The following is a 16,495-nucleotide window of genomic DNA, read 5'->3' on the forward strand; positions in this document are numbered from 1 at the left end:
CCCTTTCACTAACCGCGCAACGTCACGTGCGGACTGACACCGTAAGTCTCGCGATAGAGCACCGCGAAGCGTCCGGTATGGCTGAATCCCCACCGCCGGGCCACCTCGGACACCGTCGTGCTACCCCGATGGGCGGCCGTCAGGTCGAGATGGGCTCGCTGCAGCCGGAATCGGCGCAGGTGTTCGGTCGGCGTCTCGCCGAGGTGCTTGCGGAACAGGTACTGCACGGCGCGCGGTGACAGGTGCACCGCTCCGGCGATCTCCTGCACGCCGATCTCGTCACGCGCATTCTCGGCGATGAAATACAGTGCGCGCCGCAACGGCATCGGCAGACCGGGATCGTGCAGCGCGGGTACGTCGGCCGAATCGGCCGGCGCGAAACAGGAGAGTGCCGCCGCCGCCAGGGCCCGGCCCGAGGCGTCCACCACCGGATGCGGACCACCCCCGACCAGCATCTCGACGACGTAGTTGACCGTGCGCGTCCAGGCTTCGGTGAGCGCCGGCGTGGCCGGGGCGGCCTCCAGTGCGCGCAGTATTTCCCCGCGCCGGGAGAGGTGCTCGTCCGCCGTCCGCTGCAGCAACCATTCCTCTACGGTGATCACCTGCACCGTGCCGGTATCCACCTGTAACGACCAGCCCCGACCGGCATGCCCGAGCATCGGCCGGCCGAGCTGTACCGCGGCACCGCCGGATAGTCGGCCGGCACCGTCGAGCAGGTTCCCGATCATCACCCCGGCCCGGGGCGCGGCAACGATACGGGCGCGGCGCTGCACGGTGATCTCGTCGACGGCGAACCCGGGAGCGGTACTGCGCTGATGCCGCAACCCGTGCCCGGGGGGCGGACCCTCGACACGCAGGGAACCGTCGTGGATGTCGTGGATCTGGACCTGCTCGGCGGCGATCAAGGTCGGCACCGTCCGCCTGCCCGTAGGCGGCGGTGCCGCTCCGATGGCACTGACGCCGGAAATCCCGTTCACGTTTCAGTCCGCTCTGACAAGTCTGGGCCAGTTGACACCGGTCCTGCGCCCGCGCGAGGCGAACGGAACCGGGACGGCTTTTGCTCAGCCGGACCGAGTCAGCATACCGCCCACTGCGGCGCGTCTGGTTTTGCCTCCGCAGCACCGGGTACGCCGTGGTTGGACCGGTTCGCGGGACAGGCATTTCGCCGTCACGCCGGCAAACCGGGAACGAGAGTATGGACACTGTCGCAAGGAGCGGGTGCGCATGATCGCCGACCACGGCCAACTGCAGGGCGTGGTAGCGGTGGGCGCCTCGGCCGGTGGCGTCGAGGCGCTGACCCAGATGGCCGCCAAGCTACCCGCCGACCTCCCGTTCGCGGTCCTGGTGGTGCTGCACATGCCGGCGGGCGCACCGAGCGTGCTGGCGCGCATCCTGGACCGGGCCGGTCCACTACCGGCCGTCACCGCCACCGACGGCGGTCCGCTTCTCCCGCGATGCATCCACGTCTGCACTCCCGGCCGGCACCTGTTGGTGCACGACCATCTGACGGTGCTCGGCCGCGGCCCTGCCGAGAACGGCCACCGACCCGCCATCAACGCGTTGTTCCGTTCGGCTGCACTGGAATTCGGCGTCGACGCCATCGGGGTTCTGTTGTCCGGGGTGCTCGACGACGGCGTCCTGGGGCTCAAGGCGATCCGGTCACGCGGCGGCACCACCATCGCCCAATCGCCGGACGACGCTGCCTTCCCGGCCATGCCGGCCACCGCGCTGGCCGCCGGCGCCCTCGACCACCAGGCCGACGCCGGCGACATCGGCGCATTGCTCGCTCAGTCATCCCACCGCGACATCGGCCGACCGGCCATCGGCCCCGACCACAGCACGGTGCAGCGCATCCGCCTCGACCCGCCTCCGGACCGATGACCGGATCGCTGCGCATCCACGGACCCACCGCCGGTGGGCGCGGTGACTACACGCTGGCCTGCGCCGGAACGTTGGACGGATCCACCTACCGCGAGTTGCGCGATGTCGTCATCAAGGCAGCCCTGGACGAGCCGCCCGTCGTGATCGTCGACGTCGACGCGCTGCGGGTGCCCGCCGAGTCCGCGTGGTCGGTGTTCACCAGCGCCCGCTGGCATGTCAGCACCTGGCCGGACATCCCGATCGTGCTCGTCTGCGCCGACACCGATGTCCGCGACACGCTGCGGCGCAACGGGATCACCCGCTACGTACCGGTGTACCGCACGGTGCACGGTGCCCGCACCGCCTACGATGCCGACGAGCACCGGCGCAGGCAGCGGGCCAGGGCTCAGCTGCCGGCGGTCATGAGCAGCTCAGCGCGGGCCCGCCGACTTGTCGAGGCCTGGCTGACGTCCTGGTCTCGCGCAGCCATGATCCCGTTGGCCGCGACCATCGCCTCGGAATTGGTGGAAAACGTACTGCTGCACACCGATTCGGAGCCGGCGCTCATCTTGGAATGTGACGGTGACCGGATCACCGTGGCCGTCGAGGACGCTAGCCCGACCCCGGCGCAGCGCACGGAGCACCCGCGCGCCGGGACCAGTCCGGTGTCCGGGTTGGCGGTGGTAGCGGCGCTGAGCCGAACCTGGGGTTCCATCCCGACCCTGTCCGGGAAGACGGTGTGGGCCGTCATAGGTCCCGAGAACGTGTTGTAGCCGCGGGTAGTGTTCCGGTACAGCCAACCGACCGAACGGCACGCCGATGGAAGCCCGTACCGACGACTCGTTCGAGGCCCTGCTTCGCTACCTGCGCGATTCCCGCGGCTTCGACTTCACCGGTTACAAACGCGCCTCCCTGATGCGCCGGGTCAGACACCGGATGGATCAGGCCGGCTCGTCCACGTTCGACGAGTATCTCGATGTGCTGCAGGCGAGTTCCGACGAGTTCGCGGCATTGTTCAACACCATCTTGATCAACGTGACGGCCTTTTTCCGCGACCCGCAGGCCTGGCAGCGCCTGCAGGAGGACGTCATCCCACAGCTGCTCGCCGAGCGGGGGCCCGACGACCTCATCCGCGTGTGGAGCGCAGGCTGTGCCTCCGGTCAGGAGGCTTACACCCTGGCCATGCTGCTGGCCGAGGCGCTCGGTCACCAGGCCTTCCGCCAGCGAGTCAAGATCTACGCCACCGATGTCGACGAGCACGCACTCAGCGAGGCCCGGGCTGCCTCTTACCAAGTGCGGGCGATCGAGTCGGTACCGCCGGATCTGCTGGTCAAATACTTCGATCAGGTCAACGGCCACTACGTATTCCACAAGGACCTGCGCCGCGCCGTGATCTTCGGCCGCAACGATCTGGTCCGCGACGCCCCCATCTCCCGGGTCGACCTGCTGGTGTGCCGCAACACACTGATGTACCTGAACGCGGAGACGCAGCGCAATGTGCTCGCCCGCCTGCACTTTGCGCTGGCCCCCAAGGGCACGCTGTTCCTCGGTCACGCCGAGATGCTGATGAGCCACAGTGACCGCTTCACCCCGTTCGACCTGAAGAACCGCATCTTCCGTAAGTCCGTCGGCTCACACCAGGGACCGGAGCGGTTCGATCCGGCGGCCGCGCTCTACGAGCGGCACGGCGAACTGAAGGGGCTGACAACGGTGCGGGATCTGGCTTTTCGAGCCAGCCCGGTGCCCCAGATCGTGGTCACCGGCGATGACACGGTCGCCATGATCAACCAGCAGGCCGAAACCTTCTTCGGGCTGTCGGGCCGCGATGTCGGCCGTCTGCTGCGGGATCTGGAAGTCGCGTACCGTCCGGTGGAGCTCCAGACATATATCGAGCAAGCCAAGGTCGACCGGCGCTCGGCCCGGATCCAGGATGTCGAGTGGCAGCGCCCCGGGACGGACACCGTGTGGTTCGAGATCCACGTGAACCCGCTGGTCGACGCCGACAACGGGTTGTTGGGTGTCTCGGTGGTGTTCTTCGACGTGACCGCGACGCGGGCCTTGTTGGACACGGTGGTGCAGACCAACCGGCAGCTGGAAACCGCCTATGAGGAGCTGCAGTCCACCAACGAAGAACTCGAGACCACCAACGAAGAACTGCAGTCCACCGTCGAAGAACTGGAAACCACGAACGAGGAGCTGCAGTCGACCAACGAAGAACTCGAGACCATGAACGAGGAGCTGCAGTCCATCAACGATGAGCTGCACACCATCAACGACACGCTGCGTGAGCGCAGCCTGGAGCTGGACGACGCCCGCACGTTCATGGAGGCCATGGTCAACTCGATCCGGCTCGGCGTGGTGGTGGTGGACCGCGAGATGCGTGTCGTGGTGTGGAACCGCGGCTGCGAGGAGCTCTGGGGTGTGCGCGCCGACGAGACGGCCGGCGTGGTGTTGACTGCCCTGGACATCGGGCTGCCGGTGCACGAGGTGCGACCGTTGGTCGGCACCGCATTCGTGGACCCGGACAGTACGGGTGAGGTGGTCCTGGACGCGATCAACCGGCGCGGGCGGCCTACCCGCGTGCGGGTGACATGCTCACCGTTCCGCACGGCGGGGGACGGTGTGCGCGGCGCGCTGCTGCTCATGGATGTCCTCGAGTAGTGCGCCCGGCGTACGGCGCTATCCGCGGAGCGAAAAGCCGTCGCGCCTGGTTCGTCTCGGAGCCGCTGTCCGTTTTACCGTGAGCCGTGGTCGACGACGGGCCGGCAAACCGGATGCCCCATGCGGGCAGCTTTCGTTACCTCGCCGCTTCCGACACCTGGGAGTGGTCCGACGAGGTGGCGGTGATGCACGGATATCAACCGGGCACCGTGACGCCGACGACCGAATTGATGCTGGCGCACAAGCATCCCGACGATCGCACGACCGTGGCCGAGTTGTTGGAGAACGTGCGCCGGCACGGGGCCGCGTTCAGCAGCAGGCACCGCATCGTGGATACGGCAGGCCGCACCAGGCTGGTCGTGGTCGTCGGTGACCGGATCGTCGGGCCGGACGGCACCCACGCCGGCACTGCCGGTTTCTATGTGGACATCACCGATGGCTTCCAGGCCGACATCCAGCAGGAGGTCACCGCCGAACTTGCGGTGATCACCCGCCGCCGGGCGGCCATCAATCAGGCCGTCGGCATGCTGATGCTCCGTTACGGGCTGACGCCGGAGCAGGCCTTCCGCGTGTTGACCACGGTGTCGCAGAACTCCAACGTCAAGTTGCGCGACCTCGCCGCGCGGCTGGTGGAGCAGGCCGAGGCCTTCGGCGCCCCGCTGCTGACCGACACCGCCGCAACGGTTTTCGACGATTGGCTCACTGCCGCCGGCCGGCCGCGGCGGGCCGGTGCGATCACCGACGAATCTGCCGCGCAGAACTGAGGTCGACTCAGGCGGTTCTGTTGTCATCGTCCGCGCCGGCGAACTGAACGATGGGCACATGCAGTTCGGCCGCGGCGAACGCTTGCTCGAGGGACGCGGTGGTGGGCACCTGGCCGGTCGGGTCGAAGCGGCGCAGCAAACGCCGGACCGCCGGAGACGGAATCACCGTCCACCGGGTGTCGGCGAGCGCGCAGCGGGCGTCGAGCAGGCGCAGCGCCTCGAACCCGGAGACCGCAAGGTACCGGACACCCCGCATGTCCACGATCATCGAACAGCACAGCATCGCCCGGTCCAGCACCGTGTCGATCAGGCCGTCGACGTTGGCGGCGTCGACGACACCGCCGACGGTCACCACCGTCACGGCGGGGTCGTACCACTGGGTGTCGATGGTGAGGACGGTGTCCGCGCGGACGGGGCCGCGGCGGCGTCCGTTGTCCGTTGTTCGCGTCAGTGCCATGTGCCACTCCCTGACTTTCGGCGACGCCCGGGCCGTGACTCAGCCGCCGGTCCGCACGTCGAGTGCTCTCAAGCAAGCTGTTGGCTCAACCGCCCCCATGGTAGTGACGTGGACCACAGATCGCTAATGTCCGTGGTCAGTGTTCGGTTTGCGGACATCCGCGGGTTCGGGCGCTGAGCTGGTAGGCATACCGATCCCGCACCATTCGATCGTTTGCCTGCCCGGCACGCCTCGACCGCCCGGCCCCGACGTGTCCGACAAACGAAACCGCGCGCCGGTAGTCTGGCTGCGCATGCGGTACATGTCACAGATGAGCATCGGAGTGAGAACTCCCATGACTCCACGATTCTCCGAATAGTTAGCGCTGCTACTATATTTGTGCTATGGGTCGGGAAGCCTTGAGTGGCAACATCGTTGAAAACGCCGCGGCGAGCATTGAGGGTTACGTGCGCGCCGACGGCACCATCGTCATACCCGACGGCGTCACGCTGACCTCCTTCCTGGACCGCAACCGCGCCATCTACGGGGACGCCCCGTCGTACCGGTTCCTCGACTACTCCCAGGACGCCGACGGCCGGGTTGTCGAGCTCAGCTGGAACGCGCTTTGGGCGAAGGTCGGTGCGGTGGGCGCGCGGCTGCAGCAGGTCACCGCACGCGGCGACCGCGTCGCCATCCTCGCCCCGCAGGGCGTCGACTACGTGGCGGCGTTCTTCGCGGCGATCCATGCCGGCAACGTCGCGGTGCCGCTGTTCGCGCCGAGCCTGGCCGGGCATGCCGAGCGGCTGGCCGCCGTCCTGGCCGACGCGAAACCCACCGTCGTGCTGACCACCACCGCCGGCTCCGAGGCGGTGCGCAACTTCCTGCGCACGCTGCCGGCCGCCGAGCGGCCCCGGATGATCGCCGTGGACGCGGTACCCGATGCCGTCGCCCACACCTTCACCCCGGTCGAGCTGGAGACCGACGACATCGCCTACCTGCAGTACACCTCGGGATCCACCCGCACCCCGGCCGGCGTGGAGATCACCCACCGCAATGTCTGTACCAACGTGCTGCAGATGATCCTGGCCGGCGATCTGGACATGAGCATCCGCAGCGTGAGCTGGCTGCCGCTGTATCACGACATGGGCCTGATCATGATCATGTTCCCGGCGTTGTGCGGCGCGCACATCACCTTGATGGACCCGATGGCCTTCGTCCGCCGCCCGTATCGATGGATCAAGGCCCTGGGCAGCGAGTCGGCCCACGGGCGCACCCTGGCCGCCGCGCCCAACTTCGCGTTCGAGCTGGCCGCCGAGCGAGGGCTGCCGCCGCAAGGCGACGAGCTGGACCTTTCCAACGTGGTGACACTGCTCAACGGCTCCGAGCCGGTGACCATGTCCTCGATCGAGAAGTTCACGGCGGCCTTCGCCCCGTACGGGCTGCCGGTGACGGCGATCAAACCGTCCTACGGCATGGCCGAGGCAACCCTGTCGGTGGCCAGCATCGCGCCGTCGGCCGCGGCCGCCGCGGTGTACCTGGACCGCGGTGAGCTCAACGAAGGCCGCGCGGTGGTGGTCGACGCCGACGCCGAAGGTGCCGTCGCGCATGTCTCGTGCGGGCAGCCGATCCCCAACCAGTGGGCGGTGATCGCCAACGCCGACGGCGAGGAGCAGCCCGACGGTGTGGTCGGCGAGATCTGGTTGCACGGCAACAACGTCGGGCGCGGCTACTTCGGCCGGGCCGATGAGACCCTGCGCGTGTTCGGCAACAAGCTGCAGACCCGCCTGCGCGACGGCAGCCACGCCGACGGTGTGGTGGACAACGGATTGTGGCTTGCCACTGGCGATCTCGGTGTCTATCTGGACGGGGAGCTGTACCTCACCGGCCGGATCAAGGACATGATCATCGTGGACGGCCGCAACCACTACCCCACCGATATCGAGACCACGGTCAGCGCCTCCTCACCCGCGGTGCGTTCCGGCTATGTCGCGGCGTTCTCGGTGCCCGGGGTGTCCGGTGAGGAGTTGGTCGTCGTCGCCGAGCGCGCCGCCGGGTCGGGACGCGCCGAACCCGGGCCCATCGTCGACGCGATCCGGGCCGCGGTGGCACGGCGACACCAGGTCCGCGCGGCCGACATCCGGATGGTCGCCGCCGGGGTCATCCCGCGCACCACATCGGGCAAGCTGGCCCGCAACGCATGCCGCGCCGAGTATCTGGCCGGTAAGTTCGACCGCTGAATCGCCTGCGGGAGTATCGCAACGACCGGGCTCAGTACCGGCCGAACACCACTGCGGCGTTCACGGCACCGATGCCGAACGACGTGCTGACCGCACAGCGATAGTCACCCCGGCGCGGCTCCCCGGAGACGACGTCCAGATCGAATTCCGGGTCGAGCTGGTGCAGGTTGCGCGTCGGCGGAATCACGCTGTCGCGCAAGGTCTGTACCGTCACGATCGCCTCGATGGCGCCGGCGGCGCCCATGGACTGCCCGAACGCCGCCTTCGGGGCGTAGACGGCCGGATGATGGGCTCCGAACACCGATCGGATGGCGGCGGCTTCCGATCGGTCGCCGTCCCGGGTGCCCGTCGCGTGTGCGTTGACGTGGTCGACATCGGCGGGCGCCAAGCCGGCCGAGCGCAGCGCGCGCTGGATCGCCTCGCCCTCTGATTCACCCGTCGGGTCGGAGGTGCCCTGCTCGGACGGATCGAAGCTGAGGCCATAGCCCAAGACGCGTGCAAAGATCTGCGCCCCACGGGATTTCGCGTGTTCCTCGGTCTCGATCACCAGCAGCGCACCGCCCTCGCTGAGCACCGTCCCGTCCCGATCGCGGTCGAAGGGCCGACACGCCCCCTCCGGATCGTCGTTGCGGGTCGAGAGCCACCCGGCGTTAATGAAGGCCGCCAACGGCGTTGCCTCGATACCGCTTTCCACTCCCCCGCAGATCGCCATGTCCGCCTCGCCGAGCGCCAGCAGGCGCCAGCCTTCCCCGATGGCCGCCGTACCCGAGGCATCACCCACCATCGGGGTGATGACACCGGCCTTCGCCTTCCGTTCCAGCCCCACGGCCGCCGCGGCCGCGTTGGGCATGTGCATCTGAACGGTCAGGGGCGAAGCGGCGCGCATGCCGCGGACCTGCCAGTCGTCGTACAACTCGACCATGTCGTGGGTGGTGCCATAGCCCTGACCGATCGCCACCGACAGCCGGCGGGCGTCGATCTCCGGGGCGCCCGCGTGGGTCCAGGCACGGCGGCTCAGCAGCGTCGCCATCTGGGTCACGCGGGTCATCCTGCGGGCCTCCACGCGGTTGACCTGGCTGGCGATGTCTTCGCGCAACGGTCCGCCGATGTGCACCGGCAGCCCGAATTGCTCGATGAACGGATAGTCCAGCTTCTCGATACCGCTGCCGCCGGCCAACAACGCCGTCCAGGTCTGCTCGGCGTCGGCGGCGATCGCCGTCGTGGAGGCGAAGCCGGTCACCACGACATCGTGAAATCGGACGTTTGCATTCAACGCCACGTTGCTCTCCCCAGGCCGGTGGGTCGGCTGAACCGAAACCCGATCACAGCGGATGCCGAGCTGCGACGGAGCGGCCACGGGGCTGGACCGCATCTACGTCCTCGGCAGGTTCGACACCCGCTATCGCACGTCGAAGTTGACGTTAGCGCAGATCCACAGGTGGCACCCAGGCTCTGGCGGCGGTCGGACGAAGATCCGTCGCTTGACGGACGATGCGGCAGGTTCGCCCGGTGAGTGTGAAGATGACACGGTGCCCGGCGGCGCAGCATCATGGGTTAGTGACGCCAGGCTGGCAGCGGTGATCTTTGCCTCGGGCCGCCCGCAGATGGTGGCCCTTGACATCGACGGCACTTTGCACAGCGCGTCGGACACCAATCCCGATGCACACGAAACGATCAGCTCAGCCACCCGAGCGGCTGTGCGCGCCGTCGTCGGGTCGGGAACGCATTTGGTGCTGTGCACAGGCCGGCTTTCTCCGGCGACTCTGCCGTTTCTACGTGAACTCGATATCTGTGCGGGCTTCGCCATCTGCTCCAATGGGGCGGTTCTCATCGACGCTGGCACCGGGCGAGTCGTCGAGCAGGTGATATTCGATCTACGCGACCCCATTGCAATTTTGCGCACGCGACTGCCGGGTGCTGTCTTCGTGGCCGAGCGCCCCGGCTTGGGCGTGCTGGCTACCGACCGGGTTGACGACGCGGACATGCATTTCGGGCTAGTGGAGTTGGTTGGTGACGACGAATTGGCGGCCGCGTCCACCACGCGGCTGGCCGTGCATTGGCCCGGGCGTAGCGGATCGGCTTTGGCTGCTGCCTTGGCGAACGTAGACATCCCCGGAGTCCGGTGCTGCTGTTATTCAGATGAGCCGCTGGCTGATCTGACTGCCGCAGGCGTGAGCAAGGCGGCGATGCTGGAACGTCTGCGCGCGAATTTGGGAGTACTGGCTTCGGAGACGCTGGCCGTCGGTGATGGCGTCAACGACTTGGAAATGCTCGCCTGGGCGGCCCACGGAGTGGCCATGGGCCACTCGCCGGCTCAGGTGCGGGCGGCCGCCGACCAAGTCTGTCCTCCAGGCATCGAGGACGGACTGGCCATCGCCCTGTCGCAGTGGTTTCGGTGAGGGCCTCCTGCAGCGGAATTACTCAAGCGCCCATCGTGTCTCGCTTCTGAAGAAGGCGCCGGTTCAGTTCGCGTCTCTGCCTGAAAAATCCGGTATCGTGATGGCGTCGCGAAAAGCGGCCGGTCACCGGTCGTCGATACGGTGCTGAGGCCGTCGATCTCAGCTGCCCAGCGTCTTTTCATGAGTGGCTCGATGCCTGTCGAGCCGTGAAAGAGGAGCGCTGAATGTCATCGATAGCCATTGTCGGAGCCGGGCTGGGAGGCCTGGTACTGGCCTGCACGTTGCACCGTCAAGGCGTCACCACCACCGTGTACGAGGCTGAAGAATCGGCCGCAGCGCGTACCCAGGGTGACCTGCTCGACATCCATTCCCACACAGGGCAGGCAGCATTGCGCGACGCCGGTGTGTTCGACGGGTTCCGAGCCCTCATCCGACCGGGACACGACGCCAAGCGCATTACCGATCGCGCTGGCACCATCGTGTTCGACTGGCCGGGCAGCCCCCTGGGGACCCGGCCCGAGGTGGACCGCGGCGAGCTGCGCAGCATGTTGATTGCCTCGCTCCCTGAGGGCACGATCCGCTGGGGACGCAAGGCGATCGGCGTGATCACCACTCCGGGGCGGCGCCCCCAGGTGAACTTCGTCGGCGGATCCTCGATTACCGCGGATCTCGTCGTGGGAGCTGACGGCGCCTGGTCGAAAGTGCGACGAAGCGTCTCGAGTGTCGCTCCGGTCTACACCGGCACCTGCTTCGTCAAGGTTGGTTCTGCTCCCGGGCAACTGCTGTCCCGCGAAGGCGCCGCACTCATCGGGCGCGGCACGCTCATGGCGGTGGCGCCCGGGCAGGGCATCCTGGCCCACCACAACGCCGACGGCACGCTCAGCGGCTACGTCGCCATCAACGCACCGCTCGAGCTGATGACATCTGTCGACACCGGTGACCCATCGGGCATGCGGGCAATGATCAAGCGGCGCTTCGAGAACTGGGCTCCCGCGCTGACCGCGCTGGCGTTCGACAACATCAGCGATCCCGTGCTGCGCCCCATCTACGCGTTACCCATAACGCATCGCTGGGAGCGGGTACCCGGTGTGACGTTGATCGGCGATGCTGCACATCTGATGTCACCGTTCGCCGGGGAGGGTGCCAATCTCGCGATGTTCGACGGCGCGGCGCTGGCCGCGGAGATCGTCGCGCACCCTGGTCATATCGAGGAAGCGCTGTCTGCGTATGAGGACGCGCTCTTCCCGCGCAGTGCTGAGGTGGCCCAACGGAGTGCAAGTAACCTGCAGCAGTTCTTCGGGCCTGACGCGCCGCGCAGTGCCGTCGACCTGTTCGCCGGGCTGCTCACGTAGACGGTAAGAAGGGCCAGACCAACTAGGCGGCAGCAGAACGGCTTGGATCCTGTCCTTGGGGTAACGCGTATCGGCCCGCGGTTCTCACGGCGTGGGGGCGTTGGACTGGAGTATCGCTCACCGCCGGTGCGACGATGGCACGGTGAATACAAGTGAATTGGCCGCCGATATTGACGCTGCTTGCCGTCTGTCGGGGACGTTCACCCTGCGATCAGGGCTGACGTCGGAGGAGTATTTCGACAAGTACCTCTTCGAGTCGGACCCGAAGCTACTCAATCGGGTGGCGGCGGCGATGGTCTCTTTACTTCCGGCTGGGACCGACCTCGTCGGTGGTCTGGAACTGGGCGGAGTCCCGCTGGCGACCGTGGTCAGCCAAATGACGGGTTTACCTGCACTTTTCGTCCGGAAGCAAGCGAAGGAGTACGGCACCCGCCGCGTAGCCGAGGGAGTGGTCGACATCGTCGGACGAACGGTCACGCTGATCGAAGACGTGATCACGACCGGAGGCGCGGTTCGACAGGCCGCGTTGTCGCTCCGCGCCCAGGGCGCGCACGTCACGTCTGTCGTGTGCGCCATCGATCGCAGCGACGGGTCACCCTCTGCCCTCGTTGATGTGGACCTTGCCGTTCACGCTGTACTCACTCGCACGGATTTGGACGCGGCCCGCCCACGGTAACGTTAGTGGATGCATGACCCGGCTCTTCGTCGATCGTGTCGAGGCCTTTTGATTGACGAGAACAATCGAATCTTGTTGCTGGAGCATCGCATCAGTGTCGGACGGTCCGTGTGGGTTGGCCCCGGAGGGGGAATTGAGACCGGCGAGGAACCGGCCGATACTCTGCGTCGCGAACTGTTCGAAGAAACCGGCTTTGTCCTTGATCCCAGTCATGGAGCTCAGTTGGTGTGGGTGCAGACTGCGGAGCTGTCCGAGATGCAGCCCCACGGCTACACCGGCGTCGTCAACTTCTACTTCTTGATTCGAGTCGCCGCCTTCGAACCGGAGAGTGGCGTCGATACCGACGCAGCGGGTCATCCCGACGCTGAGGGCATACTCACCCAGCGATGGTGGTCGCTGGCCGACATCACGACCGCCCACCACCACGGCGTCCTCTTCTCTCCACGAGCTCTGCCCACTCTTCTGTCGTCACTGCTGACCGTCGGGCCGCCGCCGACGCCGGTAAGGGTGGGCCTGTGATTGGGACTGCCCCCCAGTGTGGTTGCCTCCTGACCTGCGAGGATTCGTCCTCGCCGGAAGTAGTAATCTGAGCCATCCCAGCGCTGGTCGTTCGAATGTCGTTGGGCGCGAACGGTTTCAGACAGTAACCCGTTCGCGCTCATCGACTTTCGTGGTAAGTGGTGCGGTAGGTCTGGGGCGGGATACCGACGCTGCGGACGAAGTGGTAGCGCAGCGACGCCTGCGTTGCGAAGCCGGATTGCTCGGCGATCCGGTCCATCGGCAGGTGGGTGGACTCCAGTAAGCGGCGCGCGCGATCGATGCGCATCTGCAGCAGAAGCTGGGTCGGCGTGATACCAAGACGCGCTCGAAAATGACGGTTGAGGCTGCGTACGCTCGTCGACGCATGCCGAGCGATGCTGCCCAGGTCCAGTGGCTCGAGTGCATTCTCCTCCATCCACTCGACGATTGCCTGTAGTGAATCATCTTCCGGCCGAGTCGATTCGATGTAGGGCGCCTGACCACCTTCGCGCCAACTCGGCAAGACGAGGCGCCGCGCGGTTCGATCTGCCAGACCGGGCCCACCGTCCTGCCTGACGAGATGCAAACACAGATCGAGGCCCGCAGCCACGCCCGCTGAGGTCAAGATTCGTCCGTCGTCGACGAACATCGCGGAGGGATCGACCGTGACGGCGGGATACCGCCGTGCCAGCGAGTCGGCCCACTGCCAGTGTGTGGTGATAGTCCGTCCGTCCAGCAATCCGCTGGCGGCAAGGACGAATGCTCCAACACAAATGGATCCGATACGAGCCCCGGCGGCGTAGGCCGCACGCAAGGCAGCGATCACGTCTGGGTGAGGTGGTACGAGGAAGTCCTGCTTCCCGGGAACGATCACGACGTCCGCCGCCACCACCTCGTCAAGGCCAAACGGCGTACGGATCTCGACGGCGCCCCACTCCAGGGTGGTAGTGGTGGATCCTCCGGCGGCACAGACACGCACGTCATACCGCGCGTCTTGACCGGTCTCCGCCAACGATGCGTTGGCCATCCCAAAGACCTGCCCGGGAACCATGAGCTCGAAGCCCAACACCTGCTCGCAACCCAGCACGCCAACGATCATGGCCAGATCTTAACGATACCTGTCTATCTGGCCACTAGTGCGAGTGCTGCCGCCGCCGCACAGTTGATGGATATCGCTCATTCGACGAAGGACCAGACCAATGACCACCCCCGACGATGCCCTCACCGCACGATTTGGACTACCTGATTCTCCGACCGCCGCTGCCGCCCGCCAGCTGACGTACGACGTCTCCCCCGAATTCATCTACAACCACGCCGTCCGCAGCTACCTGTTCGCACGCGAACTGTCAGCGCTCGAAGAGAGTTCTGATCACGACGACGAGCTGCTCTTCCTCACGTGCGTTCTGCACGACCTCGGCGCCACCGAGTACGCAAACACCGGTCAACGGTTCGAGGTCGACGGCGCAGACGCTGCCGCGAAGTTCCTCGACGACCACGGAGTAGACGCCGCAGCGATCGACACTGCATGGACGGCGATCGCATTGCACACCAGCGTCGGCCTGGCTCACCGGTTCGGACCCATCGCCGCCTTGGCGCAACTGGGCATCGGGACCGACATCGTGGGCACTCACCGTCACCAGTTGCCGGCCGGGTTCGCCGACCGCGTGCACGCCGCGTGGCCACGCCACGACCTTGGCTACGCCCTCGCCTCCGTCCTCGCCGAGCAGGCACATCGGAATCCGGCCAAGGCTCCGCCGATGAGCTTCCCCGCGCATCTGCACGAATTGATGTATCCCGCACAGTCATCGCTGACCTGGCCGGACCTCGTCGAGGCAGCCGGCTGGAACGACCATCCCGTCGCGGTGAGCGAGAGCCAGTCATGACTTCCGCATTCGACGAACTGCGGGTGCCGGTGGCAGGTGGATCGCTGACGGTGCACCATCGGTCTGGCCAGGGGCCGACGCTGTTGTTTCTGCACTACTGGGGAGGCAGCGCCCGGACGTGGGAACCGGTGCTTGCTCACCTCGACCCGCGCACGCCAGTGGCGTCCTACGACCACCGCGGCTGGGGACGCTCCAACGCCTTGCCCGGACCGTTCGACCTGGCGCAGCTGGCCAAAGACGCAATCGCCGTCGTGAATGCACTCGACACCGCCGTCGTACTCGTTGGGCATTCGATGGGCGGAAAAGTTGCCCAACTCGTCGCGGCCGAAAACCTGACGGCAGTTACGGGTTTGGTCCTGGTCGCACCCGCGCCGCCCGAACCGCCGCCCACGATCACGCCGCAGTTCCAGCGGCAGCTCGCCCACGCCTACGACAACCCGGAAACAGTGGCCAGCGCCGTCGATCACGTTCTGACCGCACACGCACTGACGGCCGCGTTGCGTGCAGCAGTCATCGAAGACAGCCTGGCCGGTACGGCGGCGGCCCGGACGGAATGGCCCCTACGCGGTATTGCCGAGGACATCACCACGGCAGCAGGGCGGATCTGCGTCGACACCGTCGTGATCGCCGGCAGCAAGGACCGCGTGGAACCTGTCGGGGTTCTACGCGAGCATCTCGAGCCGTTCGTCGCGCCGGCGCGCACATACGTTCTCGTCGATTCTGGTCATCTGGTCCCCCTGGAAGCGCCCCGGGCGCTTGCCGACCAATTGGCTTCCCATCGAGTCAGTCTCCGTCCACGGCACGCAGCGGCTCACCCGAGGACCTTCGCCCCGGAAGCGATGAAGTCGCCCGCGAGGACACCTGCTGACCTGAAAACCGTTGATGCACACGGGAGCTACGCCAAATGACAACGCAGATCGTCAAGATTCCAGTCCTCGGTGACCACCTCGTCAACACGTACCTATTGATTGGGCGACGTCCTATCCTGGTCGACTGCGGCATGCCCAGCAGCGGCGACCGCATCTGGAAGGGCATTACCGACGCCGGTGTCGATCCCACTGATCTCGCGATGATCATCGTTACCCACGGCCATGTAGACCACTTCGGCGCTGCTGCGGAACTCCAGGCCCGCACCAGTGTTCCGGTTGCAGCGCACGAAGCCGACCTGGCCACGTATCAGGCGGGACACTCCGACCGCTCAAAACGCCAGCCCATCGGTGTCTTCGGGCACATCTTCACCCGCACTCCCCCACCGAACGAAGTCACCCGACCTCTGCAGCCAGATCTACTGCTGACAGGTGCGTACGCGCTCGCCGAGCACGGCATCGACGGTCGCATAATCCATACGCCCGGACACACCCCGGGATCGGTGTCAGTTCTGCTCGACCAGGGTGACCTGATCGCCGGTGACATGCTGACCGGGGGCTTCCTGGGCCTGCTGCAGTACCGACCCTCCAATCCTCCGTTTCATGACGACCCCGACCAGGCTCTCGACAGCTTGCAGGCTGCGTTGAACCTGGGTCCGCACACGCTGCACATCGGACACGGCGGCCCGATGTCCGCCGGCAACGTCCAACGCTGGCTTGACCGCCAGCGCACTCGGCGAACAAAACCTCGCAAGCAATCGGCCTAAACCAGCGAGCGCGGAACGAATCGTGACTCAGTGGGCCATGACGTCCTTCTGCTTGATCGGTGGGCCGCGTGGTTG

15 protein-coding genes and 1 pseudogene are annotated in these 16,495 nt (G+C 66.6%); 12 read left to right on the forward strand and 4 right to left on the reverse strand.

The window, feature by feature from the left end; genetic code table 11:
- Positions 1 to 8: 8 nt before the first annotated feature.
- Entirely contained in the window at positions 9 to 914 is a 906-nt protein-coding gene (locus AWB94_RS29920; RefSeq protein ID WP_062658389.1) for a helix-turn-helix transcriptional regulator, read from the reverse strand.
- A gap of 310 nt (positions 915 to 1,224) precedes the next feature.
- Between AWB94_RS29920 and AWB94_RS29925 the strand changes: the two are divergent.
- From AWB94_RS29925 to AWB94_RS29940, 4 genes and pseudogenes are all read left to right on the forward strand, one after another.
- Positions 1,225 to 1,833: pseudogene (locus AWB94_RS29925) on the forward strand (chemotaxis protein CheB); the annotation flags it as partial.
- Between the two features lie 44 nt (positions 1,834 to 1,877).
- Positions 1,878 to 2,633 carry an STAS domain-containing protein gene (locus AWB94_RS29930; RefSeq protein WP_062658387.1) on the forward strand — a complete coding sequence of 252 codons (756 nt, stop codon included), beginning with the start codon at positions 1,878 to 1,880 and terminating at the stop codon, positions 2,631 to 2,633.
- A gap of 46 nt (positions 2,634 to 2,679) precedes the next feature.
- Positions 2,680 to 4,521, forward strand: a complete 1,842-nt coding sequence (locus AWB94_RS29935) for a CheR family methyltransferase (RefSeq protein WP_062658386.1) — start codon at positions 2,680 to 2,682, stop codon at positions 4,519 to 4,521.
- Positions 4,522 to 4,607: 86 nt separating this feature from the next.
- Complete coding sequence (locus AWB94_RS29940; RefSeq protein WP_234811936.1) at positions 4,608 to 5,285, forward strand: PAS and ANTAR domain-containing protein; 678 nt, start codon at positions 4,608 to 4,610, stop codon at positions 5,283 to 5,285.
- Between the two features lie 7 nt (positions 5,286 to 5,292).
- On the opposite strand, the gene AWB94_RS29945 is transcribed toward AWB94_RS29940, so the two are convergent.
- Entirely contained in the window at positions 5,293 to 5,742 is a 450-nt protein-coding gene (locus tag AWB94_RS29945; RefSeq protein ID WP_062658385.1) for an STAS domain-containing protein, read from the reverse strand.
- A 383-nt stretch (positions 5,743 to 6,125) separates the two neighbouring features.
- Between AWB94_RS29945 and AWB94_RS29950 the strand changes: the two genes are divergently transcribed.
- Complete coding sequence (locus AWB94_RS29950; protein ID WP_062658384.1) at positions 6,126 to 7,958, forward strand: fatty acyl-AMP ligase; 1,833 nt, start codon at positions 6,126 to 6,128, stop codon at positions 7,956 to 7,958.
- 31 nt (positions 7,959 to 7,989) lie between these two features.
- Here AWB94_RS29950 and AWB94_RS29955 read toward each other — a convergent pair whose 3' ends face one another.
- On the reverse strand, positions 7,990 to 9,237 hold the full coding sequence (locus tag AWB94_RS29955) for a KasA/KasB family beta-ketoacyl-ACP synthase (RefSeq protein ID WP_062658383.1): 1,248 nt from the start codon (positions 9,235 to 9,237) through the stop codon (positions 7,990 to 7,992).
- A 202-nt stretch (positions 9,238 to 9,439) separates the two neighbouring features.
- Here AWB94_RS29955 and AWB94_RS29960 point away from each other — a divergent pair, with 202 nt between their 5' ends.
- The 4 genes from AWB94_RS29960 (at position 9,440) to AWB94_RS29975 (ending at position 12,904) form a co-directional block, all read left to right on the forward strand.
- Positions 9,440 to 10,357 carry an HAD family hydrolase gene (locus AWB94_RS29960; RefSeq protein ID WP_165605368.1) on the forward strand — a complete coding sequence of 306 codons (918 nt, stop codon included), beginning with the start codon at positions 9,440 to 9,442 and terminating at the stop codon, positions 10,355 to 10,357.
- A 224-nt stretch (positions 10,358 to 10,581) separates the two neighbouring features.
- On the forward strand, positions 10,582 to 11,709 hold the full coding sequence (locus tag AWB94_RS29965; protein ID WP_062658382.1) for an FAD-dependent oxidoreductase: 1,128 nt from the start codon (positions 10,582 to 10,584) through the stop codon (positions 11,707 to 11,709).
- 142 nt (positions 11,710 to 11,851) lie between these two features.
- Positions 11,852 to 12,385 carry an orotate phosphoribosyltransferase gene (gene pyrE, locus AWB94_RS29970; protein WP_062658414.1) on the forward strand — a complete coding sequence of 178 codons (534 nt, stop codon included), beginning with the start codon at positions 11,852 to 11,854 and terminating at the stop codon, positions 12,383 to 12,385.
- 9 nt (positions 12,386 to 12,394) lie between these two features.
- Complete coding sequence (locus tag AWB94_RS29975; protein WP_064961351.1) at positions 12,395 to 12,904, forward strand: NUDIX domain-containing protein; 510 nt, start codon at positions 12,395 to 12,397, stop codon at positions 12,902 to 12,904.
- A gap of 139 nt (positions 12,905 to 13,043) precedes the next feature.
- Here AWB94_RS29975 and AWB94_RS29980 read toward each other — a convergent pair whose 3' ends face one another.
- Positions 13,044 to 14,003, reverse strand: a complete 960-nt coding sequence (locus tag AWB94_RS29980; protein ID WP_062658380.1) for a GlxA family transcriptional regulator — start codon at positions 14,001 to 14,003, stop codon at positions 13,044 to 13,046.
- Positions 14,004 to 14,103: 100 nt separating this feature from the next.
- On the opposite strand from AWB94_RS29980, the gene AWB94_RS29985 reads away from it, so the two are divergent.
- The 3 genes from AWB94_RS29985 to AWB94_RS29995 are packed head-to-tail and all read left to right on the forward strand — an operon-like array spanning position 14,104 to position 16,420.
- Positions 14,104 to 14,787, forward strand: coding sequence for an HD domain-containing protein (locus tag AWB94_RS29985; protein WP_062658379.1), 684 nt, complete (start codon positions 14,104 to 14,106; stop codon positions 14,785 to 14,787).
- A complete protein-coding gene (locus AWB94_RS29990) occupies positions 14,784 to 15,695 on the forward strand; it encodes an alpha/beta fold hydrolase (protein WP_064961350.1) in 912 nt (303 codons plus the stop codon). The genes AWB94_RS29985 and AWB94_RS29990 overlap by 4 nt, the downstream gene beginning before the upstream one ends.
- Entirely contained in the window at positions 15,692 to 16,420 is a 729-nt protein-coding gene (locus AWB94_RS29995) for an MBL fold metallo-hydrolase (RefSeq protein ID WP_062658378.1), read from the forward strand. Before AWB94_RS29990 ends, AWB94_RS29995 begins: the two co-directional genes overlap by 4 nt.
- Positions 16,421 to 16,495 lie beyond the last annotated feature (75 nt).

The organism is Mycolicibacterium canariasense (assembly GCF_002101555.1).
GTDB lineage: Bacteria > Actinomycetota > Actinomycetes > Mycobacteriales > Mycobacteriaceae > Mycobacterium > Mycobacterium canariasense.